This is a genomic window from Hymenobacter sp. H14-R3 (assembly GCF_030063445.1).
Taxonomy (GTDB): domain Bacteria; phylum Bacteroidota; class Bacteroidia; order Cytophagales; family Hymenobacteraceae; genus Hymenobacter.
Window position 1 is genome coordinate 1 of the sequence record NZ_JASITD010000018.1, and the last position, 24,532, is coordinate 24,532.

Here is a 24,532-nt window from a genome sequence, read left to right on the forward strand (position 1 = left end):
TCCGAACTGGTTTGCAGGGCCCGCCGGATGGCCGGCGTGGTGCGGGCGCTTGCGTGAAGTACTTGTTCCATAATTTTGCCTGACAGTCGCGGGTTAAAGGTACGCCATGACTCTCTGGGACCATACAGATAATTTCCAACTATCGGAGATTAATACGATGATAGTATTCTGCGAAAGCCCGGGAACTGACCCGCTCTGTTTCGATTTTAAAACCGGTGGTGTTTACCTGTTCTCGCACGACCCAACAAAGAAGGCGAAAGTATTCAGCGACTTGAGCCAGTACGTACTGCACGAGCTACTGGAAACCGAGCGCTTGGTAGGCGATAGCGACCTGAGAGAAGATGAAAGTAACCAACTGATTGACAAGTATCTATCAGGCGAAGGTATAGATTATAATTTCCGAAGGATGAAACTATAAATTCCGAAATTATTCGCCCTAAAACACAGTGCGTAATAACCCAGGGCGACGGAGATATCCACGACCAGAAATCGATGTATAACGGGTAAGCCCGGCGCACGGCTACCCGCCGCGGGCACCTTGATAATCGGCTAAAAAACCCAGATTCTTTTACCGTGCAATTACTTTTAATAAGCCTGCTATTTTTCAATGCTTTGTGCTTCTCCCTGTTTGCGCTAGATAAGCGCAAGGCCCGGCTGGGCCAGCGGCGCATTTCCGAAAAAACGCTGCACTTGGCTACGCTGCCGGGGGCAGCACCGGGCGCGTGGGCAGCCATTTTTTTACTGCATCATAAAAACAGAAAAGCGGCTTTTTGGAGCATTACCCTGCTGCTTACGCTGCTCCAGGGCGCGGTTGTTTACGTGATTATGCAGCCGCACCGGGCGCTGGGCTAGCGGCCCAAAACGCCCGCAGCCGGACCGCTATTTCCGGGGCCCGCGTGAGCACCATCCAGTGCGGCGCGCCGGGCAAAATCGTCACCTCCGCGTGCGGAATCTGGGTGGCCAAAAAGTGCGCCTGTGCCACCGGGAAGTGCTTGTCTTTTTCGCCCCACAAAATGAGCGTGGGGCAGCTCACCTGCTGGTAGCGGGCGGGCAAGCGCGGCAGCTGCGCCTCGTAGCCGGCGCACATGCGCACCACCACCTCGCGCACCGCCCGCCGCCGGAACGTGCGCCACAGCTCGCGGCGCAGCGCCGGGGCCAGCCCCGCCCGGCCACCCGGCAAAAACGTGTGCAGCGCCCGCTCAAACACCAGCCGGGGCAGGTGCCGCAGCAGCAGCTTGTTCACCCCGAAGCGCCGCAACCACTTGATTTCCCAGGAGGTAGCTTCCTCACCGCCGGCCAGGCAGTTCATCACCACCAGGCTGCGCACGCGCTCGGGGTAGGCGGCCGCGAACACCAACGCCGGCTGCCCGCCCATGTCCTGCCCCACAAGGTGGATTTTGGCCAAGCCCCAGGCGTCGAGTAGCGTCAGCAGGTGCCGGGCCAGCACCACCGGCGTGGCCCCGCCGGGCCAGGCATCGCTGTCGCCCTGGCCCGGCCAGTCGAAGGCAATAACTTGATAATCAACAGCTAGTAGCGGGGTTAATTCACTGTAAACCTGCAAATTATCGGGGTAGCCGTGCAGTAGCACCACGGCCTCGCCCTGGCCCTGGCGGGCCACCCGCAGCCGGCCGGCGGGGTGCGGCTCCAGGGTGGTATCAAGCAGCATGGGGCACGGGCAGGTCGTGGGCCAGGCAATCGGCGGCCAGCACGCCGGCAATGGCGCAGAAGCTCACCCACTGGCCGGGGTGCGTGCTGCTGCCGGTGAGGTAGAGGCCCTTCACGGTGGGGCTGCGGTGGGCCAGGCGGCCCTTCAGCATCAGGCGCGAGGTCATCACCGGGTTCATGCTGTCGCGGTAGAGGTTATAGTCGCGGCCCCACTCGAAGGTGGTGCGGCGGTGCAGCACTTTGTATTCGATGATGCCTTCCTGCCACCAGGTTTCGGCGAGCTGCTGGTCAATGAGTTGGCTCTGGCCCTCGGGGCCCAGCGCTTCGGCTTCGGCGTGGGCCAGGGGCGAGATGAGCCGGGCCGGAAACCAGTCCTCCTGGGCCAGTTCGGGGGCCAGCAGGCCGGGCTGCACGAAGGCCGTGCAGCCCGCGCCCCGCAGCTTAAAGCGGATGTAGTACGGCGGCTGCCGGCCCCGCACGGCCAGGTAGGCGCAGGTACCCGGCGATTGCAGCGGCAATTGCTGCAATTTCTCCTTTTCGGGAGTCGGAAAATCCTCCACCAACTCCACATACGTACCGATACCGCTGGAATCAGACATAACGGCCGCGGCGGGCCAAAACTCGCCGGCCACCGTGGTCACGCCCGCCACCCGGCCACCGGGAGCCTGAATGGCTTTCACCTTAGTATTATACTGAATATCAACGCCTTCCTTTAAGGCCGTAGCCGTAAGCAGTTCGGCCACGGCGCGCATGCCGCCTTGCGGATAGTATGCGCCCACGCCGTGAAACAGACCGGGGACGAACGCCATCGGGGCCGGGGCCTGGGTCATGGGCTGCCCGGCAATGTGCGTCCAGATGCCGATACTCTCCTGCAATTCGGGCGGCAGCGCGGCCTTATCGAGCACCGAGGCCAATGAGCTGAGCATAAACGGCACGCTGCTCAGCGAACCGTTGCGCAGCACATCCCACACCCCAGGGTGCGAGTGAAACGTGAGCGGCTGCACGTTGGCGTGGACAGCCATCATCTTGATTACGAACGCTTTATATCGCTCCCCGCTGCCGGGGTAGCGCGCCTCGAAGCCCGCCGCCGTGGTATCGAGGCTGCGGTCGAAGGCCGTGGCGGTGCCGTCTTCGTGCAGCACGTGGTACACGTGCTCGATGGGGGTGAATGGCAGCGCGCCGGCCGCAATACCCAACTCATTAAACGCCCATTCCAGCCCCGGCTTATCGAGCAGAATATACGGCCCGGCATCAAACGTAAAGCCCTCGGCCGTGAAGCCCGACGCCAGGCCGCCGGCCTGCGCCCGCGCCTCCAGTAGCTGCACAGCGTAGCCCTGCCGCGCCAGCCGAATGGCGGCGCTCAGGCCCCCAACGCCCGCACCGATGACGATAATTTTATTGGCAGTTGGGTTTTGGCTAGTCATATTGCGTTGCTGGTTTTTATTGGTCGTTAATTCACTAAGTCGCCCGAAATAATTTTAATAACTGGCGACTGATTTATGCTCCAATTGATTAATTATTTTCAGAATGGCCTCCCGATTTTTAGCAACTTTTATAAACGTCGGCAAGCGTTCTACCATTTTCGTATAAGAATGCAGCTGACGCTCCCGTAAAGTAGCCTGTATGTAGACTTTTATATCTACCAAATGCGTCCGGTTATGAGCCCAGAATACGTCGTTTTTTAGCGAATGCTGCAACCACAGCGGCAAATTAAAAACGGGGTCGTTTACCGCGCTAGCTGACTCGTATTTACTGACATATTCCTCGTGGCGAGGCTTGACTTTGTACGGCGTCTTGCAGTACGGACAGCTAATTAATAAGCTCGTGGCCTTTTGCTTATTATTCGGAATAGTTACTGCAATCGGGCGGCCGCAATTTGTGCAATTCATGTTCACAAGCTGCGTGAAGCGAACGCGGCTGGCGATATTTTCGGCGTGGTGGCAATTACCACAATAAAGCTCACCCCCGCACCGAAAACGGGCATCATAATTTGTTACCAAGGCATCTTTCTGGCACTTCGGGCACACCACTAAAAATTCGTTTCTATAAAAAAACGAGCGCTTTTTAGGACCGGTATAACGGCTATTTTCTGCGGAAAAATCCATTGGTTTCAGCGCATTAAAATTACGGATTACTTACTGTGCCGGTGGGCAATACTATTGCTCCTCTCCTACCCAGCCGCCGGCGGCGCGTACCCGCGCCAGCAGGGCGGCGTGGTGCGGACCGCGGCTCAGTACCAGCTCATTACCCAGCAAGATTACTTGCTGGCGCGCGCGCGTTACGGCCACGTTGAGCTTGCGGTCGACCTGGCCGGTTTCGTCGGGCGATACCATCAATTCCAATTGGTGCTCGTGGTGGCAGCAGAAGCTCACGATAATCACCTCGCGCTGCGAGCCCTGGTAGCGCTCCACGGTATCGACGCTGACCTGGGCCAGCGCGGGTAGCCCGTGCTCCTGGGCCAGCTGGGCCAGCCGCGCGCGGATGCGGGCCGCCTGGTTGCGGTAGCTGGCGATGATGCCCAGCGTGGCCTCGGGGTCGAAGGCCGGGCCGTAGCCCTGCACCACGGCGAGCGCAGCGCGAGCGGCCAGCTCGGCTTCCTGGCTCGATTCCTTTTGGGAAAGGTCGTCGGGCTGGCGGCGGGTGGGCACGAACACGAGGCGCTGGCGGCGCAGGGCCGCATCGAAGGCATCGGTGGGGTCGGCGGGCGCGGGCCAGGCGTGGGGGTTGAGGCTGGCGTGCTGCCAGGGCATAGGGCTACGCAGCTGGCCGTCGTAAAAATCGTCGTTGACGAGCGCGGCCAGGTCGGCGTGGGCCCGGTACTGGTTGGCGAGTGTGCCGTGGGCGTAGGGCCACTGCGCCTCGGCCCGGCGAAACAGGCGCTCGAAGTACGAATTACGCAAGTTGCTGAGGCCCAGCTGCTCGCGCAGCAGCTCGGCCACGGCGGGGGCGATGGCGCTCACCTCCGCCTCCTGGGTTACCACGGCGGGCAGCTGGCGGTGGTCGCCGATGAGAATGAATTTCTTGGCCTTGGCCAGCAGCGCCAGCATGGGGCCTTCGAGCACCTGGCTGGCCTCATCCACCACGGCCACGTCGAAATTCTTGAGCTGAAACAGCTCGGGCCGGCCCAATAAGCTGCTGATGGTGCCCACGTAGAGCGGCGTGCTGGTGAGGCGCGCCCGCACCATCTGGCGGGTGGGCAGGTCGCGAATCATGTTATCCAGCAAATACGGGCGGTAGGCCGGCGAGGTGCCCAGCCGCGAGCCGATGCGGATAAACGGCAGCCCGGCATCGAGCAGCTGCTCGCAGATTTCGTCCACGGCGCGGTTGGTGTAGGCAGCCAGCAGCGTCTGCTTATCGTCGGCCACGAGGCGCACGGCCAGCTCGCGCAGCACCGAGCGGGTTTTGCCGGTGCCGGGCGGGCCGCAGAGCACAAACCAGTCGGGCGCGGCCAGGGCGCGGGCCACCACCTCGGGCGCGGCGGTGGCGGGCACGGCGTGGGCGGCGTCCCAGCCTTCGGGCGGGCGCGGGGCGGTGCGGGCCAGCAGCTGGCGGCGGCGCGCCGGCGGCAGGCTGAGGAAGCTGGTCAGCCCCGCCCACTCGCGCCGAAAGGTGTCGTAGGTATCTGGTTCTAAGGCCCAATGCGAGTGACCGTGCAGGTAGCGCGGGGCCATGCGGCGGTTGCGCACGGCCAGCACCACGCGGCCATCGGCCCCGAGGTCCTCAGCCAGCGTCACTTTCACCACTTGGGCATCGAGGGCGCTGAGCGTCTTAAGGTTGTGGCTAGGCTGAATAAGTGTGCCAGCCATATTTTCCGCGGCCTCGCCTTCCGTTGCCGCCTCTGCAAGCGGCTGGGTTTCGGCGGTAGTACCACGGCGGCGTGGGTAGAGGATGAGCGTGTCGCCGGCGCGAAAATTGACTTCGCGCCCGCCCACCGGGCGCTGAAAAATGAGGTGCGGCCCCAGGCCCTCGCGGGCATCGTCGGGGGCGTTGCTGTGGTCTTCGATAAGCTCCAGTTCATCTAATAAACTGAAATTCTGGTGCTTACGGGCTTGCGGCAGCAGCCAGAGGCCGGCCTGGCCGCCGGCGTCGCCGGGGCGGCCTTCGTCGCCGAGCAGGGCCAGGCGCATTTCGCGGGCCGCGAAGCGGGTCATTTCCAGGCAGTAGGCGCGCTCGGTGCGGTCGGCGTCGGCCCACACGCGGGCGGTTTTTTCGGCCTTTTCTCGGTTGAAGGGCGGCACGGCCTGCAAGTTGGGGCGCAGCACGGGGGCCAGCAGGGCCGCTACCTGGCCGGGACTGGTGGCGCGGGCCAATTGTAACTCGGTGCCTACCAAGTGGTTGCGCGCGGCCAGCAGCTGGTCCACAAAGTCCTGGTTTTGGATGACCGGGCGCACGGCGGGCTGGTCCTCAGCGGCGTTGGAGTACAGGATGCTGGTGCGGCCCCGGCCGGCGGTTTCACCATCGGCCCCAAACACCGATTCTAATAATAAGCGGTAGAGCTGGGCCTGGGCGGCGTGGTTGGTCCAGGGCTCGGCGGCGGGCACTTTCACCGAGCTTTTGAGCTCCACGAGGTCATAGCCGGTGGGGCTTTCGTGCAGCAGGTCGAGGCGGCCTTGCAGGCCGTAAGTAGCTGACAGGAAAGTGGGTTCCAAAAAGCAATCGACCAGGCGCAGGGGCTGCTGCTGATAGCCGGTGCGCGAGCGGGCCGCGAAGCCCTGCTGCTGGGCCAGGCGCAGCGTGCGGTGGTGGCGGCGCAGGTCGTTGAGCAGCTCGGGCACGCCGGTGCGGGTCTGAAACTCGGGCAACGTGCTCAGCGTGAGCGGCTCAGCCCGAAAAAGCTTCTTGGTCAGAAAGTGCTCCAGGTCGAAATCAGCGGCCGGTGCGGGGCTGGCGGCCGGCTGGGGCTCGGCGGCGGCTTCGGCTGGGCGCAGCAGGGCCAGCGCTGCCACTACCTGCGCCTGGCGCGCCACTACCTGCTGGGCCGCGTGGCTCACTTCCTCGTCGAGCAGACGGTTTACCAGGTTTCCCACCACCAGCGAGCGCGAGGTTTCATCGGGCAAAAAAGCCTTGAGCAGCGCCAGCTCGCCGTAGGTGCCGTCGCGCTGCGCGCACTCGGCTAAGGTGGTGACGCTGATGAGGTAATCGGGCTCCAGCACCACGCGGCGGGGCCGCACGCGGCCGCCCGGCAGCACCACCGGGCCGATGAGGTTGAGGGCCGGGTGCAGCGCGGCGGCGGCCAGCAGCAGGCCGTCGTAGGCGGCCGGCAGCTCCAGCTGAAACGGGCCGGCCGGGCGGCCGTCGGCCGGCGTGCTCAGCTCCACGGTGATGACGCCGGTAGGCAGGTCGGCGTGCAGCACCTGCACCCGCCACACGGCGCGGGGGTCGGCAACCAGGGCGGCGCTGGCCGGGTCGGCGGGCGTGGCGGCCGGGCTGGCCGCCACCGCCGCCGGCGTTTCGGGGGCGGCGGGTTGCGGCGGATGCGGCCCCGTATAGGGCTCACCCGTAAGCACTTCCAGCAGTTCGGCCACGGCCGCGAAGCCGGCCGCTACCTCGGCGGCGGTGCCCCGGTAGCTTTCGTGCAGCACCAGGTTGGCGGTCAGGCGCAGGTCTTGCAGCTGGTCGCGCAGGGCGCTGGGCAGCTCCAGCGAGTAGCAGGCCCCGCCGATGGCCTGAAACAGGTTGCCAAACGGCGCTTTGCGGCGCTTGTAGTCGGCGCGCAGCAGGGTTTCGAGCAGCTTGCGCAGGCGCGGCAATTGGTCGGCGGGCGCGGCGAGCGGGTCGGCCAGGGCGGCAAGGCGGGCGTGGGGCGTGTCGGACAAGGGAAGGATAATCGGGCAGAACCTAAAGATAAGCCCAGGCCACAAAAATAGCGATTCCCGCATTCAGCCCCGGCCCGCCCGCTCGCCATATTAACCGCCGCTACGTGAGGTAATAATGCTGAATGCGGTTGAAATCATCGTCCAGCTCATACACCAGCGGCACGCCGGTTGGGATGTCCAGCGCCGTCACTTCCTCGTCGCTCAGGTGGTCGATGTACTGCACCAGGGCGCGCAGGCTGTTGCCGTGGGCGGCGATAATCACCTGCTGGTTGCGGCGCAGGGCGCCCATTATTTTCTCGGTCCAGAAGGGCATTACGCGGGCCAGGGTTTCGCTCAGGTTTTCGGTGGTGGGTAATTCGCGCTCCGTGAGGTGCTGGTAGCGCCGGTCGTGGCCGGGGAAGCGGGGGTCATCTTTGGTCACGGCGGGCGGGTGGGCATGCGGCGAGCGCCGCCACTCCTGCACCTGCTCGGCCCCATACTTAGCGGCGGTTTCGGCCTTGTTGAGGCCTTGCAGCGCGCCGTAGAAACGCTCATTCAGCCGCCACGATTTTTGCACCGGAATCCAGAGCTCGTCCATGTTTTCGAGGGCGATATCCAGCGTTTTAATGGCCCGCTTGAGCACCGACGTGAAGCCGATATCGAAGGTGAAGCCGTGCTGTTGCAGCAGCTGGCCCGCGTGGGCGGCCTGCTGCTTGCCCAACTCCGAGAGGTCCACATCGGTCCAGCCAGTAAAGCGGTTTTCCTGGTTCCACACGCTTTCGCCGTGGCGCAATAGCACGAGCTTTTGCATAATTATTTGATTAGCAGATAGTTATTAATACAAATAGAGAACGTCATGCGGAGCTTGCCGAAGCATGTCTACCGCACCGTTGGCTTGGCACCAGGAGGCGTGGTAGAGATGCTTCGGCAAGCTCCGCATGACGTGCTATACTGCGGATGAAGCCGATGGGCTACTTCACCATGAAATCAACCTCCGTTTTGGCCCACAGCAGCGCCACTTTGCCGGTTTTGTCGGCCGTGATGGTGAACTGCTCGGCGGGGGCGGCTACGGTTTTGGGCTTCACTTTCACGCGCAGGGCGTCTTCGGCGGCCTTGTAGTCGTAGGCGCCCCACTGCTTGGCGGTTTTGTTGAAGATGACGGTCCACTCGGTGGCCCCGGGGATGGTGAACAGGCTGTAGGTGCCAGCCGCCAACATTTGGCCCTCAATTTTGACCGGCTTGCTCACCGTGAAGGTGGTGGCCTCGTTGGCGCCCGTGCGCCACACCTCGCCGGTGGGGGCCAGGGGCGTTTTGGAGCCAAATGCCTCGCGGCTCTTCAGCGCGGGGCGGCTGTAGTCGATGGTGACATCGGTGCTGCCTACGGTGGTTTTTACCATGGCCGGCGGGCTGGGGCGCTTCGACTTGTCTTCGGGCATTTTGCCCTGAGCCAGGGCCGCCGACGTGTTGAAAAGGAGCGCCGCGCCCGCCAGGGCAGCTACGAAAGGAGTGGGCGAAAAGAAACGCATGAGACAACAGGGTAAGGTGTAGGCAGGTAAGCCCGCAGGCCGGCAAATGGTTTAAGGTAGCGTGCTACGCCGTTGCCCCGGTCCGCCGGCTTGAGTACTGGCCTCGTCCATGTGGCCCCTGGCCCGGCTCTCGCCCATGCGCCAGTACACGAGCAGCGAGAGCAGGGCGCAGCCCGTCACGTACCAGTAAAACCACTCTTCGCGGCCCTGCGCCTTGGCAAAGAGTGCCAGGTACTCGGCGGTGCCGCCAAAAATGGCCACCGTGAGCGCGTAGGGCAGCCCCACGCCCAGCGCCCGCACCTGGGTCGGAAACAGCTCGGCCTTTACCACGGCCGAAATACTGGTGTAGGCGCTCACCACAAACAGCGCCGCCACCAGCAACCCAAACGCCGCCCCGGCGCTGCGCGCGTGGGCCAGCAGCCGCAGCACCGGCACCGTGCCCAGCGTGGCCCCCACCCCAAAAAACAGCAGTACCGGCCGCCGCCCCACCCTATCCGACACGGCGCCCAGCAGCGGCTGAAACAGCAGCGCCACCGCCATCGCCCCAAACGAAATAAGCGTGGCCTGCTCCTTGCTGAAACCGCTGGTATTCACCAAAAACTTCTGCGCGTAGGTAGTAAAGGTGTAAAACGCCAGCGTGCCGCCCAGCGTGAGGCCCACCACCGTGAGCGTTTCGCGGGGGTAGGCCAGCAGCTGCTGAATGGCCGACGGCCGGGCCGCGCGGGCGGCGGGCGCGGCGGTGGCTTCGTACTCGAAGGCGGCGGTTTCGCGCATGTGCTGGCGCAGGTAGAGCGCGCCCAGCGCCGCCCCCGCCCCTAGCACGAAGGGCACCCGCCAGCCCCAGCTCGTCATTTCGGCGGGCGATAAAAACTGTTGCAGGGTCAGCTGCACGCTCAGGGCCAGCAGCTGCCCACCCATGAGGGTAAGATACTGAAAACTAGACCAGAAGCCCCGGTGCCGCGCCCCCGCCATCTCGGAGAGGTAGGTGGCCGAAGTGCCGTACTCGCCGCCCACGCTGATGCCTTGCAGCAGCCGCGCCAACAGCAGCAAAGCCGGCGCGCCCAGCCCGATAGTGGCGTAGCCGGGGGCCACCGCAATGAGCAGCGAGCCGCCCGCCATCAATTGCACCGAGCGCAGCAGCGCCGCCCGGCGGCCCCGGCGGTCGGCATACGCGCCGAGCAGCGCCGCACCCAGCGGCCGCATCAAAAAGCCCACCGCGAAGATGGCCGCCGTGTTCAGCAGCTGCGCCGTGGGGCTGGCCTTCGGGAAAAAGACCGGCGCAAAATACAGGGCGAACGCCGAGTACACGTACCAGTCGTACCACTCGACCAGGTTGCCGATGGAGCCGGAAATGATGGAGCGAAGTGGGGAAACAATAGCAGTGGACATGCGCCAAAAGTAGCGGCGCGGGCACCTACTGCCAACATCCTATTGCCAGGATTTTCGTTTAAAAAACCTGGTCAGTTTGCTGTTAGTGGGGTAACTCCGGTGCTTGGTTAAGTTATTGAATACCAGCGCCACCAGAAGCAGGATGCTTACGCCCGTCAGCACGGGCGAAAAGGCGTACATATACCCCAGCGATTTAATCTTCTCCGTTCCGGTAACCGCTAGCAGGGCCGTGGCGCCCCCAGGAGGGTGCAGGGTTTTGGTAAACTGCATGGCAATGATGGAGAATGCCACGGCCAGCGGGGCCGTCAGCCAGACTATATCCGGAAATATTTTATAAACCGTCACGCCAATCAGGGCCGACACTACGTGCCCGCCAATCAGGTTTCTCGGCTGGGCCAACGGGCTCTGAATTGCCCCGTAAACCAGCACGCTTGACGCCCCGAAAGAACCAATTAAAAAAACGTTTTCAATCTTGGGCAAAAAATCAGCTTGACAGAATGCAATCAGGCCAACCCCTAAAAAGGCCCCCATGAAAGACCAAAACTTCTCTTTATAGTCAACCAGGGTTTCTTTATATAGTACGTATTTTGAAACCCTTACTGCTCTTCTTATTTTCTTCTTAACCACTTTATCAGCTATCTAATCCCGAACCCGTTTGGGGTTTCTGCCAGCAGGCGGGTCTACTACGAAGGAACTCCCCCGGAAGTCGGGAATTTGTAGTACATCCCACTCAGGCGCTTATCCTCCAACAAAATTTCTTCGCAAAGGCATTATTCGCACCGGGCTACTGCCCTCCCGAAGCCCGGTGCCGGGCTGCCAGTAGCGGCTAGGGTCGCTAGGGAGCTGAGGGAGCGGGGAAGAAGGGCGCGAAGTGGGGAGGCGGGTATAGCGCCGAAGGGAGGGGCGGGATTGATTTAAATTAAAAAACGTCTGTTATGCTGCGCTTGTCGAAGCATCTCTACCGCTTCATTACAATGCCGTTCATTTAAGCACTAAGCCCGCTTTTTTGCCAAACGCCTATTAATAGTTTGACTTTTTACGTATTTATCATTCCGTTATTTATTATTGCCCCAAAATAATAAGTCAAATTTGATGATATTTTTTCAAAAACGCCAGGAATATAGTTTGTTATGCTTTCAACAGTTAGCTCATTACCTATCGGAAAATGATGATATTTATTAAGGTATTTTTTTACATCTGATTTCTCTGTTTCGCTAAGTTTATCAAATGGGTTTATTGTTGCATAGTTGTGAAAATCAGACAAGTGAATAAAACCACATCCAAATTTGTAAACATATTGAACATAGCCCATCAACTCGTTTGCCTTGTCCACCATGTCTTTATCAGTAACTTGCTTCCACTTGTTATTCGGTGTCAAAATTGTCCATTTTTCACCCGATAAAGTTTGTTTAATCAGTCTTTCTCTTTCATTAATGTTAGAAATTCTTCCTAGATACATAACTCGAATAAAGGAGTCTAATTCTGTCCTTAGCGTTTCCATACATTTTCCAATTCGTCTTTTAGCAAAATCATCTCTCAACGATTCGAAGTTTTCTTCACTTCGATTTCGGATTAGTTCTACAAATTGTTGTTTTATGTCTACCATTGTTTTAGTGTTGTTCTTGAACTGACCGCCAACATTACGATTCTCACTACTCACCACGGCAGCAGTAGAGGGTATCATACCACTTTGGTATAACACACGCAAGTATAAGCCACAACCCACACCCAAAACCCACCCATCCCGCCCCCCATCGTAATTTTGCGCTTGCTTAACGGCTAACTCCCGTTCGCCTGCTTTATGAAACAAGAACTAGACCTGGCCCTACCCCCCGAGGTGGCCTACGACGAGCTGGCCCGCTACGCGGCCATTCTGGCCGCCGCCGGCCTGCGCCCTGGCGAAGCCGACTTCGTGCACATCCGCAAGCGCTCGCTCGATGCGCGGGGTCGCCGGCCGCTCATCCGGCTGCGGGCCGACGTGTACGACCGCGCCACGCCCGCCCCCGCCCGCGAGCTGCTGGGGCCGTGGTTTGAATACCCCGATGTGCGGCAGGCGCGGCGGCGCGTGCTGATTGTGGGCGCGGGGCCGGCGGGGCTGTTTGCGGCGCTGCGCTGCATCGAGCTGGGTATCAAGCCGATTGTGCTGGAGCGCGGCAAGGACGTGCGCACCCGCCGCCGCGACCTGGCCGCCCTTAATAAGGACCACGTGGTGAACCCCGACTCGAACTACTGCTTTGGCGAGGGCGGCGCGGGCACCTACTCCGATGGTAAGCTCTACACCCGCGCCACCAAGCGCGGCGATGTGGGCCGCATCTTGCGGCGGCTGGTGCAGCACGGCGCTACCCCCGATATCCTGGTCGATGCCCACCCCCACATCGGCACCAACAAGCTGCCCGCCGTGGTGCAGAGCCTGCGCGATGCCATTATCGAGGCCGGCGGCGAGGTGCGGTTTGAGACGCGGGTCGAAGATTTAATCCTGGATAACAACTACTTGCGCGGGGTGGTCACGCACACCGGCGAGGCCCTGGAGGCCGAGGCTACCGTGCTGGCCACCGGCCACTCGGCCCGCGACATCTACGAGCTGCTGCACCGGCGCGGGGTGCTCATCGAGGCCAAGCCCTTCGCGCTGGGCGTGCGCGTCGAGCACCCGCAAGCGCTCATCGACGCGGCCCAGTACGGGCGGCCCGAGCGCGGGCTGCTACCCGCCGCCAGCTACGCGCTGGTAGAGCAAACGAAGGTGCGCGATGCCCAGCGGGGCGTGTTCTCGTTTTGCATGTGCCCCGGCGGCTTCATTGTGCCGGCAGCCACCGCGCCCGGCGAGGTGGTGGTAAACGGCATGAGCCCCAGCCGCCGCGACTCGCGCTTTGCCAACTCGGGCATCGTGGCCGCCGTGGAGCTGGCCGACATGGACGTGGCCCGTTACGGCGCGCTCGCCGGCCTGCACTTGCAGCAGGAAATAGAGCAGCGCGCCTGCCAGCTGGCCGGCAATACCCAGCTGGCCCCCGCCCAGCTCCTGGGCGATTTCCTGCAAAAAAAGCATTCTGCCACCCTCCTCGAAACCAGCTACCAGCCCGGCCTGGTAAGCGTGGAAATGGACGCCGTGCTCGGCCCCGCCCTCAGCGAGCGGCTGCGGCAGGGCTTCCGCGCCTTCGGCCGCAAAATCCCCGATTTTGCCACCAATGCCGCCCAAATCGTGGGCGTGGAAAGCCGCACCTCCTCCCCCGTCCGCATCCCGCGCGACACCGACACGCTGCGCCACCCGGTAGTGGCGGGCCTGTATCCCTGCGGCGAGGGCGCGGGCTACGCCGGCGGCATCGTGAGCGCGGCCATGGACGGCGAGCGCGTGGCAGAAGCGCTATCGGTTGTGAGGGTAAGAGGGTAAGAGGGTAAGAGGGTAAAAAACTATCCCTCCGCCAAAAGCTCACTACCCACCACCCGCACCTCAACCGCCTCCCAATCCGTACACCCCACTTAACCGTAGCCAGCTTGCGAAGCAAGCGTATCTGCGAAATCTGTTTAATCCGTTATAATCTGCGATGACGACCCTAGTTCTTGGTGCTACTGACAATCCCGACCGCTACGCCTACAAGGCGGTACATTCGCTCAAAAACCACGGCCACGAAGTAATACCCGTGGGCATCCGCAAAGGCCAGGTGGCCGGTCTCGACATTCATACCGACCGCCCCGCCACGCCCGGTATCGACACCGTCACGCTCTACGTGGGCCCGCAAAACCAGCCCGCCTGGTACGATTATATCCTGAGCCTCAAGCCGCGGCGCATCATCTTCAACCCCGGCACCGAAAACCCCGAGCTGGAGCAAAAGGCCCAGGCTCAGGGCATTATGACCGAGGAAGCCTGCACGCTGGTGATGCTGAGCGTGGGGCAGTATGAGTTGTAAGCCAGGAGCTAGTGCTGGTAAACTTTCTTCTGGCTAACGCGCTGGTACAGTCTTGGACAGCTTTCCAATCGAACTATTGACGAGAGCTATTTCTTCTCATAAATTGCTGATTCACTTTTACTTTTCTATGAAAATGCTTTTGCTTTTGGCTACGGCTTACGCCTCAATTATCACTGCTGGAGCTACGCTGCCGCCAAATCCCCGCACTGCAGAAATGCACAAGCTGCATGAGTATGTACTGGCGAAGGGCAAACATATTACTGGCCAGATTTCGGGTTCGCCGACAGCGCAGGTGCAGGCTTCTCAGCAAGACTTTACCAAACTCATGAAGCAGAGCACAGCGACTTTGCTGGCGCTTGACCAGCTAGACCATGCGGCAACGTTAACCTCCACTCAATTGGCGACGCAGGAGAAGCTTTTTAAGCAGGAGGGCAGCACCCTTGGCACGGCCAACAATGTCTTGGCCCGTACCGCTAATCTCTTGCAGGAAGCTCGCGATAAAGCATCGATGAAAGCGCTGATGGGTGGTAAATAAGCAACGCACCCAGCGTTTGGGAAAGGCTACTGCCTATCGCAAAATGAACGGCGAGCGGTGCTATAGAAGGGCCTTCCACTCTGCGTTTGCAGGCACCCTACCTTCCTAAAAGCTTCGGCCGCATCTGGCCGAAGCTTTTTTTGTAAACTTTATAATTTAAACTACCCAGGCAACCCCCGGCCGGCCGGCCGCATCTACCACGCCAAACATCCTTTCGCCGCTGCCCTACTTCTACCTTTTTCCGTGACTGAGCCCGACCTCATTGCCGCCTGCCTGCGGGGCGAGCCCCGCGCCCAGCGCCAGCTCTACAACCAGTTTGCGGGGCTGATGCTGACGGTGTGCCGGCGCTACCTCAAGCGCCCCGAAGACGCCGAGGAGGCGCTGCTGCTGGGCTTTGCCAAGGTGTTTCGGGCGCTGCCCACGTTCCGGCAGGAGGGTTCGTTTGCGGGCTGGGTGCGCCGCATTATGGTGAACGAGGCGCTGATGGAGCTGCGCCGCCGCGAGCCCCTGCACCTCTCGTTTGAGGACTTTGCGCAGCCCGAAAACCTGGCCACCACCCCCGCCACCGCCGATACCCAGCTGCAAGCCGAGGAGTTGCTGGCCCTGCTCCAAACCCTGCCCACCGGCTACCGCACCGTGTTCAACCTCTACGCGCTGGAGGGCTACTCGCACCCCGAAATCGCGGAGCTATTGGGCATCTCGGAGGGTACCAGCAAGTCGCAGCTCAGCAAGGCGCGGGCCATGCTGCAACGCCGCCTCCAGCTGGCCACCAGTAGCTAGGCCGCAGCATTCTTACTTAACTAATTGATAAGCAATAAATTATAGCATAATGGCCGTTAACGACCTCGACGACTTGTTTCGCCAGCAGCTGGATGGGCACGCCACGCCGCCCGGCCCCGGCTTGCAGCAGCGGCTGGCCGAGCTAGCGGAGGCCGAGCGCCTCGACACCCTGTTTCGGACGGGGCTGGGAGCCCATGCTTCCCAGCCCCGCCGCGCCGTGTGGGAGCGCCTGGAGGATGAGCACCTGCACCCCCAGCCCCGCCGCCGCCGGGTGGTGGCCTGGTGGCAATACTCGGCCGCGGCGGTGCTGCTGCTACTGCTGCTGGCCGGCGGGGCCGGGCTGTGGCGCGGGCAGCTGAGGCAGCCAGCGGGGCCCGTAGCTACCGCTACTACTAACCCTCAGCCGGCAGCACCCGCCACGGCTGCTCAGCCTAGCGCACCCGGCCGCCAAGCATTACCAAGCATTATTTCTGAAGCACAAATTATTGATAGTAAGATTATTGCGAATAACACGACCAGCACTTCTAAAAAAAATCAGGAAAATATTTTTTCCCAGGCAACGGCCCCGGCGCTTTCCCCATCTAGCCCCCCGATAGCCACTACTACCCGGCCGCGCCGCCCCGCCCCGGCACCCCAGGTAGCCAGTAGCTCTCGCCCAAAAACCCGGCGGCCGGACGCGGCCGCCGGCCAGTTGGCCACCACCGGGGGGCGGAAAGCCCCGGCTGGCCAGCCCCTCACTACCTCGCAGGAGACCCCGGCCACAATCGGTGCGCCAGCCCCCCGCGAAAACGCCACCCTCGCCGTAGCGGCCTTTACGGCCGCCACCGCCCCAGCTGGCGTGATTGAAGTAGACGTGCGGCGCGGCCCCGAAACCGCTCGCCCCGCCGCCGCCCCGGCCCCCACCGTGGTAGCTGAGGCGGCCCCGCGCCGCCGGCCCCGCCTGCGCCTCGGGGGCCTGCTACGCCAGGCCGACCAGCTGGTGCGTGGCGAATCGGTGAGCCTAGCCGAGGCCACCGGCCTGCCCGAGACCCTGACCGTGCACGCCCGCTTCGGCGGCCGCACGCTTAGCAAAACAATTGCCCTGTAGCCGCTGGCAGTAGCTTATTGCCAGCTTTAGTTTTCGATTTCCTTGCCTCTCCATCGGGGCAGCCTTCTTTTTTACAGCCTTTTCTCAACGCTCTTTCCCTGATGAAACCTGCTCTTTTTTCTGCTGCCTTGCTGGCGCTGTTTGCCGCCGCTACTACGGGCCAGGTCCGGGCGCTGGCCCTGCCCAAAATGCCCCTGGCCGGCACCGCGCCCACCGATACGATTGTGGTGCGGCTGCCCAACAAGGCGATTATGACGCTGGTGGTGCGCGATGCCGCCCAGCTGCGCCAGTTGCCCCAGTACCACCTCGACTCACTGGTGGCGCGGCTGGGGCCCTACATCAAGCGGGCCGATGAGGCAGCCAAAACGGCCACTACCGACCGCGTAACTACCCAGTTTTTTCCTAACCAGGACGCGCCCGGCCAGAGCCTGCCCGAAGAAATCCGCATTACGACCCACAGAGCGAGCGGTACGGGCCTTGGTTCCAGCAACCGGGTGGAGGTACTGCTGGATAAGGACAAAACTGCCGATGCGGGCAGCAAGCGGTCCCGGAAGGTAAATATTACCATCGGCGGCGGCAGCCAGGCCGCACGCGACTCGATGCGTGAGGCGCGCAATGACCGTAAGTCGTCTTCGACAAACTTTATATTTGACCTGGGGCTTAACGCGCTCGTTAATAACCATATAGACCGCGTGATGCCGGCTGGGCAGGTGCCCACCAGCCCGCTCGACCTGCGTACCGGCGGCTCACGCTACGTCAATCTCGGCTTCAATTTCAAGCAGCGGCTAGGCGCGCGGCGCAGCCCGCTCTACCTGATGGTCGGCCCCGAGCTCGCGTTTAACAACTACATGCTCGAAGGCAATTACAAGTGGATGAACCAGAATGGCTTGACCAGCGTGGTGCCCGAAAGCAGCAGCCGGCAGTACCAGAAAACCAAGCTGGCAACCTCTACCCTCACCGTGCCGCTAATGCTTCAGCTCAACACGCACGGCAGCAGCCACTTTCACCTGGGCGCGGGTGGCTTTGTGGGCTACCGCCTGGCCAGCTGGACCAAGCTCAAGTATTTTGAGGAAGGCACGACTTACAAGGACAAAGATTATGGCTCGTACAACCTCAACGACTGGCAGTATGGCCTGCAAGGCATAATCGGCTTTAAGTCGCTGACCTTCTTTGCCAAGTATAACCTCAATCCGCTCTTCCGCGACGGCCAGGGCCTCCAGGCCCAGACGCTGAGCTTCGGCCTGCGCCTGTTTCAATAGCGCGAAGTTTCCGCTTCGTACGCGAGCGCAGCGAGCAGGCGGCACCGGGCGACCGCATACGTAACTGCTCGCTGCGCTCACTCGCAAGCTGAAGCTTACGCTACGTCTCCTGGGCGACCGCATACGCAAGTTGCTCGCTGCGCTCGCTCGCAAGCTGAAGCTTACGCTACACTGCCCGGAAGAAGTTATCCAGCAGGATGGCGGCCGATACGGCTACGTTGAGGCTTTCGGCGCGGCCGCCGGGGCCGTGCGGAATGTGCAGCCGGCGTGTGAGCTGCGCGCCTACCTCGGGGCTGAGGCCGTGGCTTTCGCTGCCCATTACCAGCACGCCGGCCGGTTGCAGGTGCAGCTTGTGCACGTTATCGCCTTCTAAATCAGCCCCGTATATAGCCGCTTCCTTGGGGAGCGCGGCCAGCCAGGCGGCCAGGTCGCGGTCGGCCCACACGGGCACGCGGCCGAAGGCACCCATGCTGGCGGCCACGGCTTTGGGGTTGAAGGGGTCGGCGCAGTTTTCGCTCAGCACCAGGCCGGGCAGGCCGTACCAGTCGGCCAGGCGCCAGAGGGTGCCCAGGTTGCCGGGGTCGGCCACGTTGTCGAGGGCCAGCACGAGGCGGGTGGTGGGCAGGGCGGCGGGCAGCGGTATTTCGGGCGGGCGGCGCACTACGGCCAGCGCGGCGGCGTTGGTTTGCAGGGTGCCGAGCTGAGTGAGCTCGTCTTCGGTGGCGAGCTGCACCAGCAGGCCGGGCGTGGGCGGCAACTGCCCGGCAAAGGCGGGCGTGGCGAGCAGGTGCTCGATTTCGAGGCCCGACCCAAGCAATTCTAGCACGCTTTTCGCACCTTCGACCAGGAAGGCGGCGTGGCGTTGCCGATATTTGCGCTGGTGTAGCGACCGAACGTATTTGGCGAGAGCTTTTGAAACCATTAGTGCAACAAAGTAACGACCGGCCGCGCGTTGGCCCTACCAGCCTGGCCGCCGCGCTGCTGCTGGCCGTGGTGGCCCTGCTGCTGGCGGTGGGCTGCTCGCCGCTGCGCCTGCTCACGCCCCAGCAGCGCCTGCTCACCAAGGTGGAGGTGCAAAGCGAAGGCCTGAGCACGGCCCAGCAGGAGCGCCTGCTCACGCTGGTGCAGCAAAAGCCCAACCGCACCATTCCCATTCCCAAGCTGGCCGTGTATCAGCTGGGGCACTCCTTTTATGACTCGACCCGCATTGAGCGGCGGATAACTAAAATAAAGGACCGGTATACCAGCCGGCTGGCCGCCGTGCAGGGCGACTCGGCCCGCACCAGCAAGCTGCTGGCCCGCCGCGACCGCCTGCTGGCCCGCAAGCGCACGGCCCTCGAAAAGGGCAACTCCATTATGCGCCTGGGCGAGCCGCCCGTTATTTATGACCCCACGCTGAGCCAGCGCACCGTGGAGCAGCTCACTACCTACCTGCGCTCGCAGGGCTACTTTCGGGCGCAGGCCAGCTTCACCGATTCGGCCCGCTCGAAGCCCAGCCTCATTGCCAGCGCCCTGCGGGCGGTGGGCCTGCGCAAGCCCGTGCGGCCGGTGCCGCTGCGCGACTCAGCCGGCCAGCGGCTGCACCGGCTCGTTACGGTTACCTACCAAGTAAAAGAGGGCCAGGACTTTACCTACAGTCGCCTCACGCGCAGCATCCCCGACTCGGGGGTGGCGCGGGTGGTGGCCGGGGCGCAGGGCGCTACCGTGCTGCGCGTGGGCGACGCCTATAACGAAGACGTGATTGGCCAGGAGCGGCAGCGCCTCGAAAGCCTGCTAAAAAATGCGGGCTACTACGATTTCCGGGCTCAGTACATTACCCTGGAAGCCGACACCAGCTTCGAGACAAACCAGGTGCGCCTGCGGCTGCTCATTGCCAGCCCGCCCGGCGGACACCGCGCCTACCACCTGCGCAAGGTAACGGTGCTCACCGACGTGAGCCAGACCCGCGCCCTGCGCCTGGCCTCGGGCGACACTACCCGGCGGGCGGGCCGCCGCGCTGGCGGCCGGGTGGTGGCCCCCGCCGACAGCACCAACGTATCGGGCCGGGCGGTGGGCTCGGCCTCGGGCCGCATCTCCACGGCCAACATGCCGGCGGGCGTGACGCCGGCCGCCGTGGCCGACTCGCTGAGCGCGCGCCGGCTGCGGCGGGTGGGCCGCCGGGCTGCCCCGCGCGATACCGTGCGCCTCGACAGTATTATTTTTTCCAGCCGGGGCCCGCTACCCATCAGCCCGGGCATTTTGGCGCGGCAAGTAACGGTACGGCCCGGCCAGCTCTATAACCAGGCGCGTACGCAACGCACGCAACGCCAGCTCTCCAGCCTCGATATGTTCCGGTTTAACACCGTGAGCTACCGCAAGGTGACGGACCGCCCCGACGCCGGCGAGGTGGGCGGCAACACCGAGGGCGTGGCCGCCGACAGCAGCCGGACGCTCACGGCTAGCTCTGCGGCCGCGGTGCTCACCGGCCCCGCCGCTCCCGGCCTGCTCGATGCCATCGTGACTACCTCGCCGAGCCCGCGCTTTTCCGAAACTACCGAATTTGGCGGCACCTACGTGGCGACCAAGGTGGGGCCGTTTGCCAACTTTCGCCTTAAGTGGCGCAACCCCTTTGGCGGGGCCGAGGTGCTGGAGCTCAGCGCCCGCGCCGGCCTGGAAGGCCAGCTGGCCCAGCTCGGCAACGACAGCGTCAGCATTGCTACCTACACGTTGCAGTACGGGGCTACGGCGGCCCTGCTGGTACCGCAGTTTCTGGTGCCGTTCCGGCTGGGCAACTTTTTGGCCGACTACCAGCCGCGCACGCGATTTGCCTTGTCCACTACGTTTACCAAGAGCGCCTACTACACCCGCAGCAACACCGAGTTTACGTTCGATTACCTCTGGCAAACCAGTGCGTATCAGCAGTATATCTTCACGCCCGTGGACTTGGGCATCGTGAGCACGCCCGTTATCAGCAAATTTTACCGCGACCGCCTCACCAGCCTGCGCATCAACCAGGGCAGCCCGCTCTACCGCTCGTTTCAGCCCATTTACGAGCCCAGCTTCAGCTTCACCTCGCTTTATAATTCCAACGACCTTACCCAGACCCGCAACGCCAGCTACCTGCGCGTATTTGCCGAGCTGGGCGGCCTCACGCGGGGGCTGTACCGCAACGAGTCGTGGTTTCAGAAAACCCGCTTGTCGGTCTACAACTTTGCTAAAATCACGGTCGATTACCGGCGCTACTACAAGCTTTCGCCCACCACTTACCTGGCCTGGCGCCTTAATGGGGGCCTGGCCCACGCCCTCACCACCACCCCCGACACCACCGGCGAAAACGGCCGCGGCACGGTAGACCGCTTCATCATTCCCTACGACAAGTACCTGTTTGCGGGCGGCTCCAACAGCGTGCGCGCCTGGAGCCCGCGCCGGCTGGGCACCGGCTCCTACGCTACGCTGCTGCCCAGTGTGAATGGCCAGCCCCAGGAGCGCGACTATTACACCGAGCAGCCCGGCGAGGTGCTGCTGGAGGGCTCGGTGGAGTACCGCTTCCCGGTGTACTCGTTTATCAAGGGCGCGCTGTTTACCGATTTTGGCAACGTCTGGGCCCTGCAACCCGATACCAACCGACCGGGGGCTGAGTTCCTGGTCAACCGCTTCTACAAGCAGTTTGCCATAGCATCGGGCTTCGGCGTTCGCATGGACTTTACCTTCCTCATTCTGCGCTTCGATGTGGCTACCAAGGTGTTTGACCCCACCGAAACCGGCCAGCCCTGGCGCCTGCGCAACGCCATTAAAACCACTAACAACCAAACGGTTATAAACGTGGGTTTGGGGTATCCGTTTTAACGGTTTTATTGGTGAGGCAAACAAAAGGTCCTGTGGCCGCCGAGGCTCGACTATGCTCTTATTGCCTCACTACTTCATTTGCCTAAGTGACTGATTTACAGATTTTTTGCAAATAATATAGCTGCAAAACCTTAGGGCTGACTAAATTTGCGGGGTTTCCCCCTTTTTCTGCTAAATGAAAAATCTGCTATTCACTTTTCTCTTGTCCGGTAGCTGGCTATTGGCCCGCGCAGCCCCGGTGGCCAACTCCGATGCGGCCAGCACGCCGGGCAAAACGGCCGCTACCTTTTCCGTTACGGCCAACGACACTGGTGCGCCGGTAGCGGCCACGGTCGATTTTACCACCAGTACCACCGCCGCGCGCCTCACCACGCGCACCGTGGGCGGGCAGGGCACCTTCACGGTCGATGACCTGGGCAACGTCACCTTTACGCCCCTTGCCACGTTTTCGGGCACCAGTAGCACCACGTATTTTGTGCGTGATGCCGCGGGGGTAGCCTCCAACCGGGCCACCATCACGGTAACGGTGGGGCCCATAACCAGCAACGATTTTGTGCTGGTAACCTACCAAACCCCCCGCACGTTTCAGCCCACCACCAACGACGTATCGAGCACGGGCTTCGACTTTCTAACCCTCGACCTCGACTTGGCCCAGCCCGGCGTGCAGGCCCAGCTGGTGCTGGCCGCAGGCACCCTGCAAAGCGACGGGGCCGGCAACGTCACCTTTGCGCCCACCGCGGGCTTTACGGGCAGCGTGCCCGACGTAACCTACACTGTTTCGAGCGCGGGCAGCCCGGCGGCGAGCAGCAACGTGGGCACCATCCAGCTGCGGGTGGGCGGGCTGCCGTTTGCGTGCAGCGGCGAGTTTTACCAGATTAGCCAAGTGGGTGCCACGGCCCAGCTGTTTCGGCTGGTGCGCAACACCACGGGTGGCACGGTCAACTACACCGCTACGCTGCTCTACGACACCGGCGTACGGCTCAACAGCTTGGCGCTGAGCGGCCAGGATGGCTACCTCTACGCCGTGGGTATCAACACCAGTGCGCCCGGCATCATCAACGTGGGCCAAGTGTACCAGTTCAGCCAGAATGGGGCCGTGAACCTGGGCCTGATGCCGGGCTTACCGGCCCAGGCCTTCAACTCGGCCACGGCCGACAACCAAGGCAACTACTACCTGGCTAACAACAACACCAGTACCCTCTACCGAGCTGACCTGAAGACGTTTACGGCGGCGAGCGTGCCGCTGGCGAGCGCGGCCAACTGCGGCGACATCGCCTTCGACCCCACCACGGGCTATCTCTATGCCTCGCGCTACCCCAGCAGCCTCTACCGCATTGACCTAGCCAGCGCCGACGCCAAAAAGCCCGTATTGGCCCTGAGCACCGGCACCACAGGCGGCGACATGGGGTCCATCTTTTTCGATGCCAGCGGCACGCTCTATGGGGCCAGCAACCAGGGCGAGTTTTTCATCTACGACCTCACCACGGGCCAGAGTACGCTGGTAGGCACGGCCAACACGGCCAGCCAGGGCGACGGCGCCAGCTGCGCCTTCCCGGCCCAGAAGCTCGACGTGGTGAAGGCGGCCGGCGCTGTTAACAAGCGTAGCGCCACGGTATTCGACGTGCCGTTCAGCATGCAACTGCGCAATACCAGCAGTGCCGAAGACCCTAACATTCAGGTTAATGACTTTCTATTTTCGGCCAGTGCCGGCAACACCAACGTTACGTTTCCGGGGGCGGCCAGCGTAACTATTGTGGCGGGGCCTGCGGCTACCATTGCGGGAGCCGCCGTGGCCACCAACGCGGTTTTCACCGGCCAGCAGGGCAATACGGGCCTGCTACCGGGCACCCAGTCGCTGCAAGCCGGCCAAACGGCCGTGCTCACCTTCACGGCCCGCGTCACGTATCCGGCCGGCAGCGTGCCCAGCCAGGCCCAGAACACGGCCTACGCCAGCACCGCCAGCGCCACCCCCAACAGCGGCTACCAGCAGCTGAGCGACGGCTCCCTCGTATCGCCCGACCAGGTACTGGCCACCGACCGCTCTACTACGGGGGCTACCCTGCCCAGCTCGCCCAACGCCGACACGCCCGCCCCCACGATAGTTAACTTCAGCAACGCCACGCCTTTGCCGGTGGTGCTGAGCAGCTTTGTAGCCACGGCCGCCGGCAGCACCGCGCAACTCGCCTGGACCACCGCCAGCGAGGTCAACAACGCCTATTTTGGCGTAGAGCGCGCCACGGCCGCCGGCAGCTTTACCAGCCTGAGCACGGTGGCTGGGCACGGCAACCGCGCGCTCGGGGCCGCTTACAGCTTTGTTGATGCCGAGGCCGCCCACGCGGGCAGCCTGCTCTACTACCGCCTGCGCCAAGTCGATACCGACGGCACAGCAAGCTACTCGCCGGTGCGCGTAGTGCGGCTGGCTGGCGCGGGCCTGGCCACGGTAGCCCTCTACCCCAACCCCGCCGGCGCGGCCGCTACCCTCGACCTCACGGCCCTGCCCGCCGGCCCCTGCGCCGTTGCGGTCTACGACCTGGCGGGCCGGCTGCTAGCCACCTATTCGCTGGCCGGCGGCCAGGCCCACAGCCTCAGCCTGCGGGCGTTACCGCTGGGCGTGAGCCTACTGCGCGTAGCGGGCCAAACGCTGCGCCTGCTGCACCAGGAGTAGCCCTGGCCGGGCAATGCCTCTGCCTTTGCCCCTCCGCCAACCCCCCAATCAAAAAGGAGCCCCGGTGCGCACGCACCGAGGCTCCTTTTTTTGGTTAATTATTTGAC

The 24,532-nt window shown here is 62.7% G+C and carries 19 protein-coding genes; 9 read left to right on the forward strand and 10 right to left on the reverse strand.

The annotated features are described in order from the left end of the window. Window positions 1-612 precede the first annotated feature (612 nt). Window positions 613-852 carry a DUF1294 domain-containing protein gene (locus QMK33_RS15885; RefSeq protein ID WP_283565597.1) on the forward strand — a complete coding sequence of 80 codons (240 nt, stop codon included), beginning with the start codon at window positions 613-615 and terminating at the stop codon, window positions 850-852. Here QMK33_RS15885 and QMK33_RS15890 read toward each other — a convergent pair. The 9 genes from QMK33_RS15890 to QMK33_RS15930 all read right to left on the reverse strand — a co-directional run bounded on the left by QMK33_RS15890 (window position 824) and on the right by QMK33_RS15930 (window position 12,185). Beyond that, window positions 824-1,666 (reverse strand): alpha/beta fold hydrolase, encoded by an 843-nt coding sequence (locus QMK33_RS15890; protein WP_283565598.1) that lies wholly within the window; start codon window positions 1,664-1,666, stop codon window positions 824-826. The two genes, QMK33_RS15885 and QMK33_RS15890, sit on opposite strands and share 29 nt — an antisense overlap. Continuing rightward, window positions 1,656-3,089 carry a phytoene desaturase family protein gene (locus tag QMK33_RS15895; RefSeq protein WP_283565599.1) on the reverse strand — a complete coding sequence of 478 codons (1,434 nt, stop codon included), beginning with the start codon at window positions 3,087-3,089 and terminating at the stop codon, window positions 1,656-1,658. Before QMK33_RS15895 ends, QMK33_RS15890 begins: the two co-directional genes overlap by 11 nt. A 54-nt stretch (window positions 3,090-3,143) precedes the next feature. Beyond that, window positions 3,144-3,770 (reverse strand): hypothetical protein, encoded by a 627-nt coding sequence (locus tag QMK33_RS15900; protein ID WP_283565601.1) that lies wholly within the window; start codon window positions 3,768-3,770, stop codon window positions 3,144-3,146. 51 nt (window positions 3,771-3,821) lie between these two features. Next, the gene (locus QMK33_RS15905) at window positions 3,822-7,481 is read right to left on the reverse strand and encodes an AAA domain-containing protein (protein WP_283565602.1); all 3,660 of its coding nucleotides are present in this window, start codon (window positions 7,479-7,481) and stop codon (window positions 3,822-3,824) included. Between the two features lie 100 nt (window positions 7,482-7,581). Continuing rightward, window positions 7,582-8,271 (reverse strand): 2,3-diphosphoglycerate-dependent phosphoglycerate mutase, encoded by a 690-nt coding sequence (gene gpmA, locus QMK33_RS15910; protein WP_283565603.1) that lies wholly within the window; start codon window positions 8,269-8,271, stop codon window positions 7,582-7,584. 160 nt (window positions 8,272-8,431) lie between these two features. Next, a complete protein-coding gene (locus QMK33_RS15915; protein ID WP_283565604.1) occupies window positions 8,432-8,986 on the reverse strand; it encodes a DUF2911 domain-containing protein in 555 nt (184 codons plus the stop codon). Window positions 8,987-9,037: 51 nt separating this feature from the next. Then, window positions 9,038-10,375: an MFS transporter gene (locus QMK33_RS15920; RefSeq protein ID WP_283565605.1), complete on the reverse strand. Its 1,338-nt coding sequence runs from the start codon at window positions 10,373-10,375 to the stop codon at window positions 9,038-9,040. A gap of 39 nt (window positions 10,376-10,414) precedes the next feature. Continuing rightward, entirely contained in the window at window positions 10,415-11,002 is a 588-nt protein-coding gene (locus tag QMK33_RS15925; protein WP_283565606.1) for an HPP family protein, read from the reverse strand. 409 nt (window positions 11,003-11,411) lie between these two features. After that, on the reverse strand, window positions 11,412-12,185 hold the full coding sequence (locus QMK33_RS15930) for a hypothetical protein (RefSeq protein ID WP_283565607.1): 774 nt from the start codon (window positions 12,183-12,185) through the stop codon (window positions 11,412-11,414). Here QMK33_RS15930 and QMK33_RS15935 point away from each other — a divergent pair. The 6 genes from QMK33_RS15935 (at window position 12,177) to QMK33_RS15960 (ending at window position 17,935) form a co-directional block, all read left to right on the forward strand. Beyond that, window positions 12,177-13,757, forward strand: coding sequence for an NAD(P)/FAD-dependent oxidoreductase (locus tag QMK33_RS15935; protein ID WP_283565608.1), 1,581 nt, complete (start codon window positions 12,177-12,179; stop codon window positions 13,755-13,757). The two genes, QMK33_RS15930 and QMK33_RS15935, sit on opposite strands and share 9 nt — an antisense overlap. Window positions 13,758-13,911: 154 nt before the next feature. Then, on the forward strand, window positions 13,912-14,274 hold the full coding sequence (locus tag QMK33_RS15940) for a CoA-binding protein (RefSeq protein WP_283565609.1): 363 nt from the start codon (window positions 13,912-13,914) through the stop codon (window positions 14,272-14,274). A 127-nt stretch (window positions 14,275-14,401) separates the two neighbouring features. Continuing rightward, on the forward strand, window positions 14,402-14,809 hold the full coding sequence (locus tag QMK33_RS15945) for a hypothetical protein (RefSeq protein ID WP_283565610.1): 408 nt from the start codon (window positions 14,402-14,404) through the stop codon (window positions 14,807-14,809). Between the two features lie 243 nt (window positions 14,810-15,052). Next, on the forward strand, window positions 15,053-15,589 hold the full coding sequence (locus QMK33_RS15950; protein ID WP_283565611.1) for an RNA polymerase sigma factor: 537 nt from the start codon (window positions 15,053-15,055) through the stop codon (window positions 15,587-15,589). A gap of 49 nt (window positions 15,590-15,638) precedes the next feature. Next, window positions 15,639-16,676 (forward strand): hypothetical protein, encoded by a 1,038-nt coding sequence (locus QMK33_RS15955; RefSeq protein WP_283565612.1) that lies wholly within the window; start codon window positions 15,639-15,641, stop codon window positions 16,674-16,676. A 101-nt stretch (window positions 16,677-16,777) separates the two neighbouring features. Then, window positions 16,778-17,935, forward strand: a complete 1,158-nt coding sequence (locus QMK33_RS15960) for a porin family protein (RefSeq protein ID WP_283565613.1) — start codon at window positions 16,778-16,780, stop codon at window positions 17,933-17,935. Window positions 17,936-18,101: 166 nt separating this feature from the next. On the opposite strand, the gene QMK33_RS15965 is transcribed toward QMK33_RS15960, so the two are convergent. Continuing rightward, window positions 18,102-18,857 carry a TrmH family RNA methyltransferase gene (locus tag QMK33_RS15965; protein WP_283565614.1) on the reverse strand — a complete coding sequence of 252 codons (756 nt, stop codon included), beginning with the start codon at window positions 18,855-18,857 and terminating at the stop codon, window positions 18,102-18,104. Here QMK33_RS15965 and QMK33_RS15970 point away from each other — a divergent pair. After that, window positions 18,848-21,760 carry a BamA/TamA family outer membrane protein gene (locus QMK33_RS15970; RefSeq protein ID WP_283565615.1) on the forward strand — a complete coding sequence of 971 codons (2,913 nt, stop codon included), beginning with the start codon at window positions 18,848-18,850 and terminating at the stop codon, window positions 21,758-21,760. The two genes, QMK33_RS15965 and QMK33_RS15970, sit on opposite strands and share 10 nt — an antisense overlap. A gap of 175 nt (window positions 21,761-21,935) precedes the next feature. After that, window positions 21,936-24,425, forward strand: coding sequence for an Ig-like domain-containing protein (locus QMK33_RS15975; protein WP_283565616.1), 2,490 nt, complete (start codon window positions 21,936-21,938; stop codon window positions 24,423-24,425). Window positions 24,426-24,532: the final 107 nt, after the last annotated feature.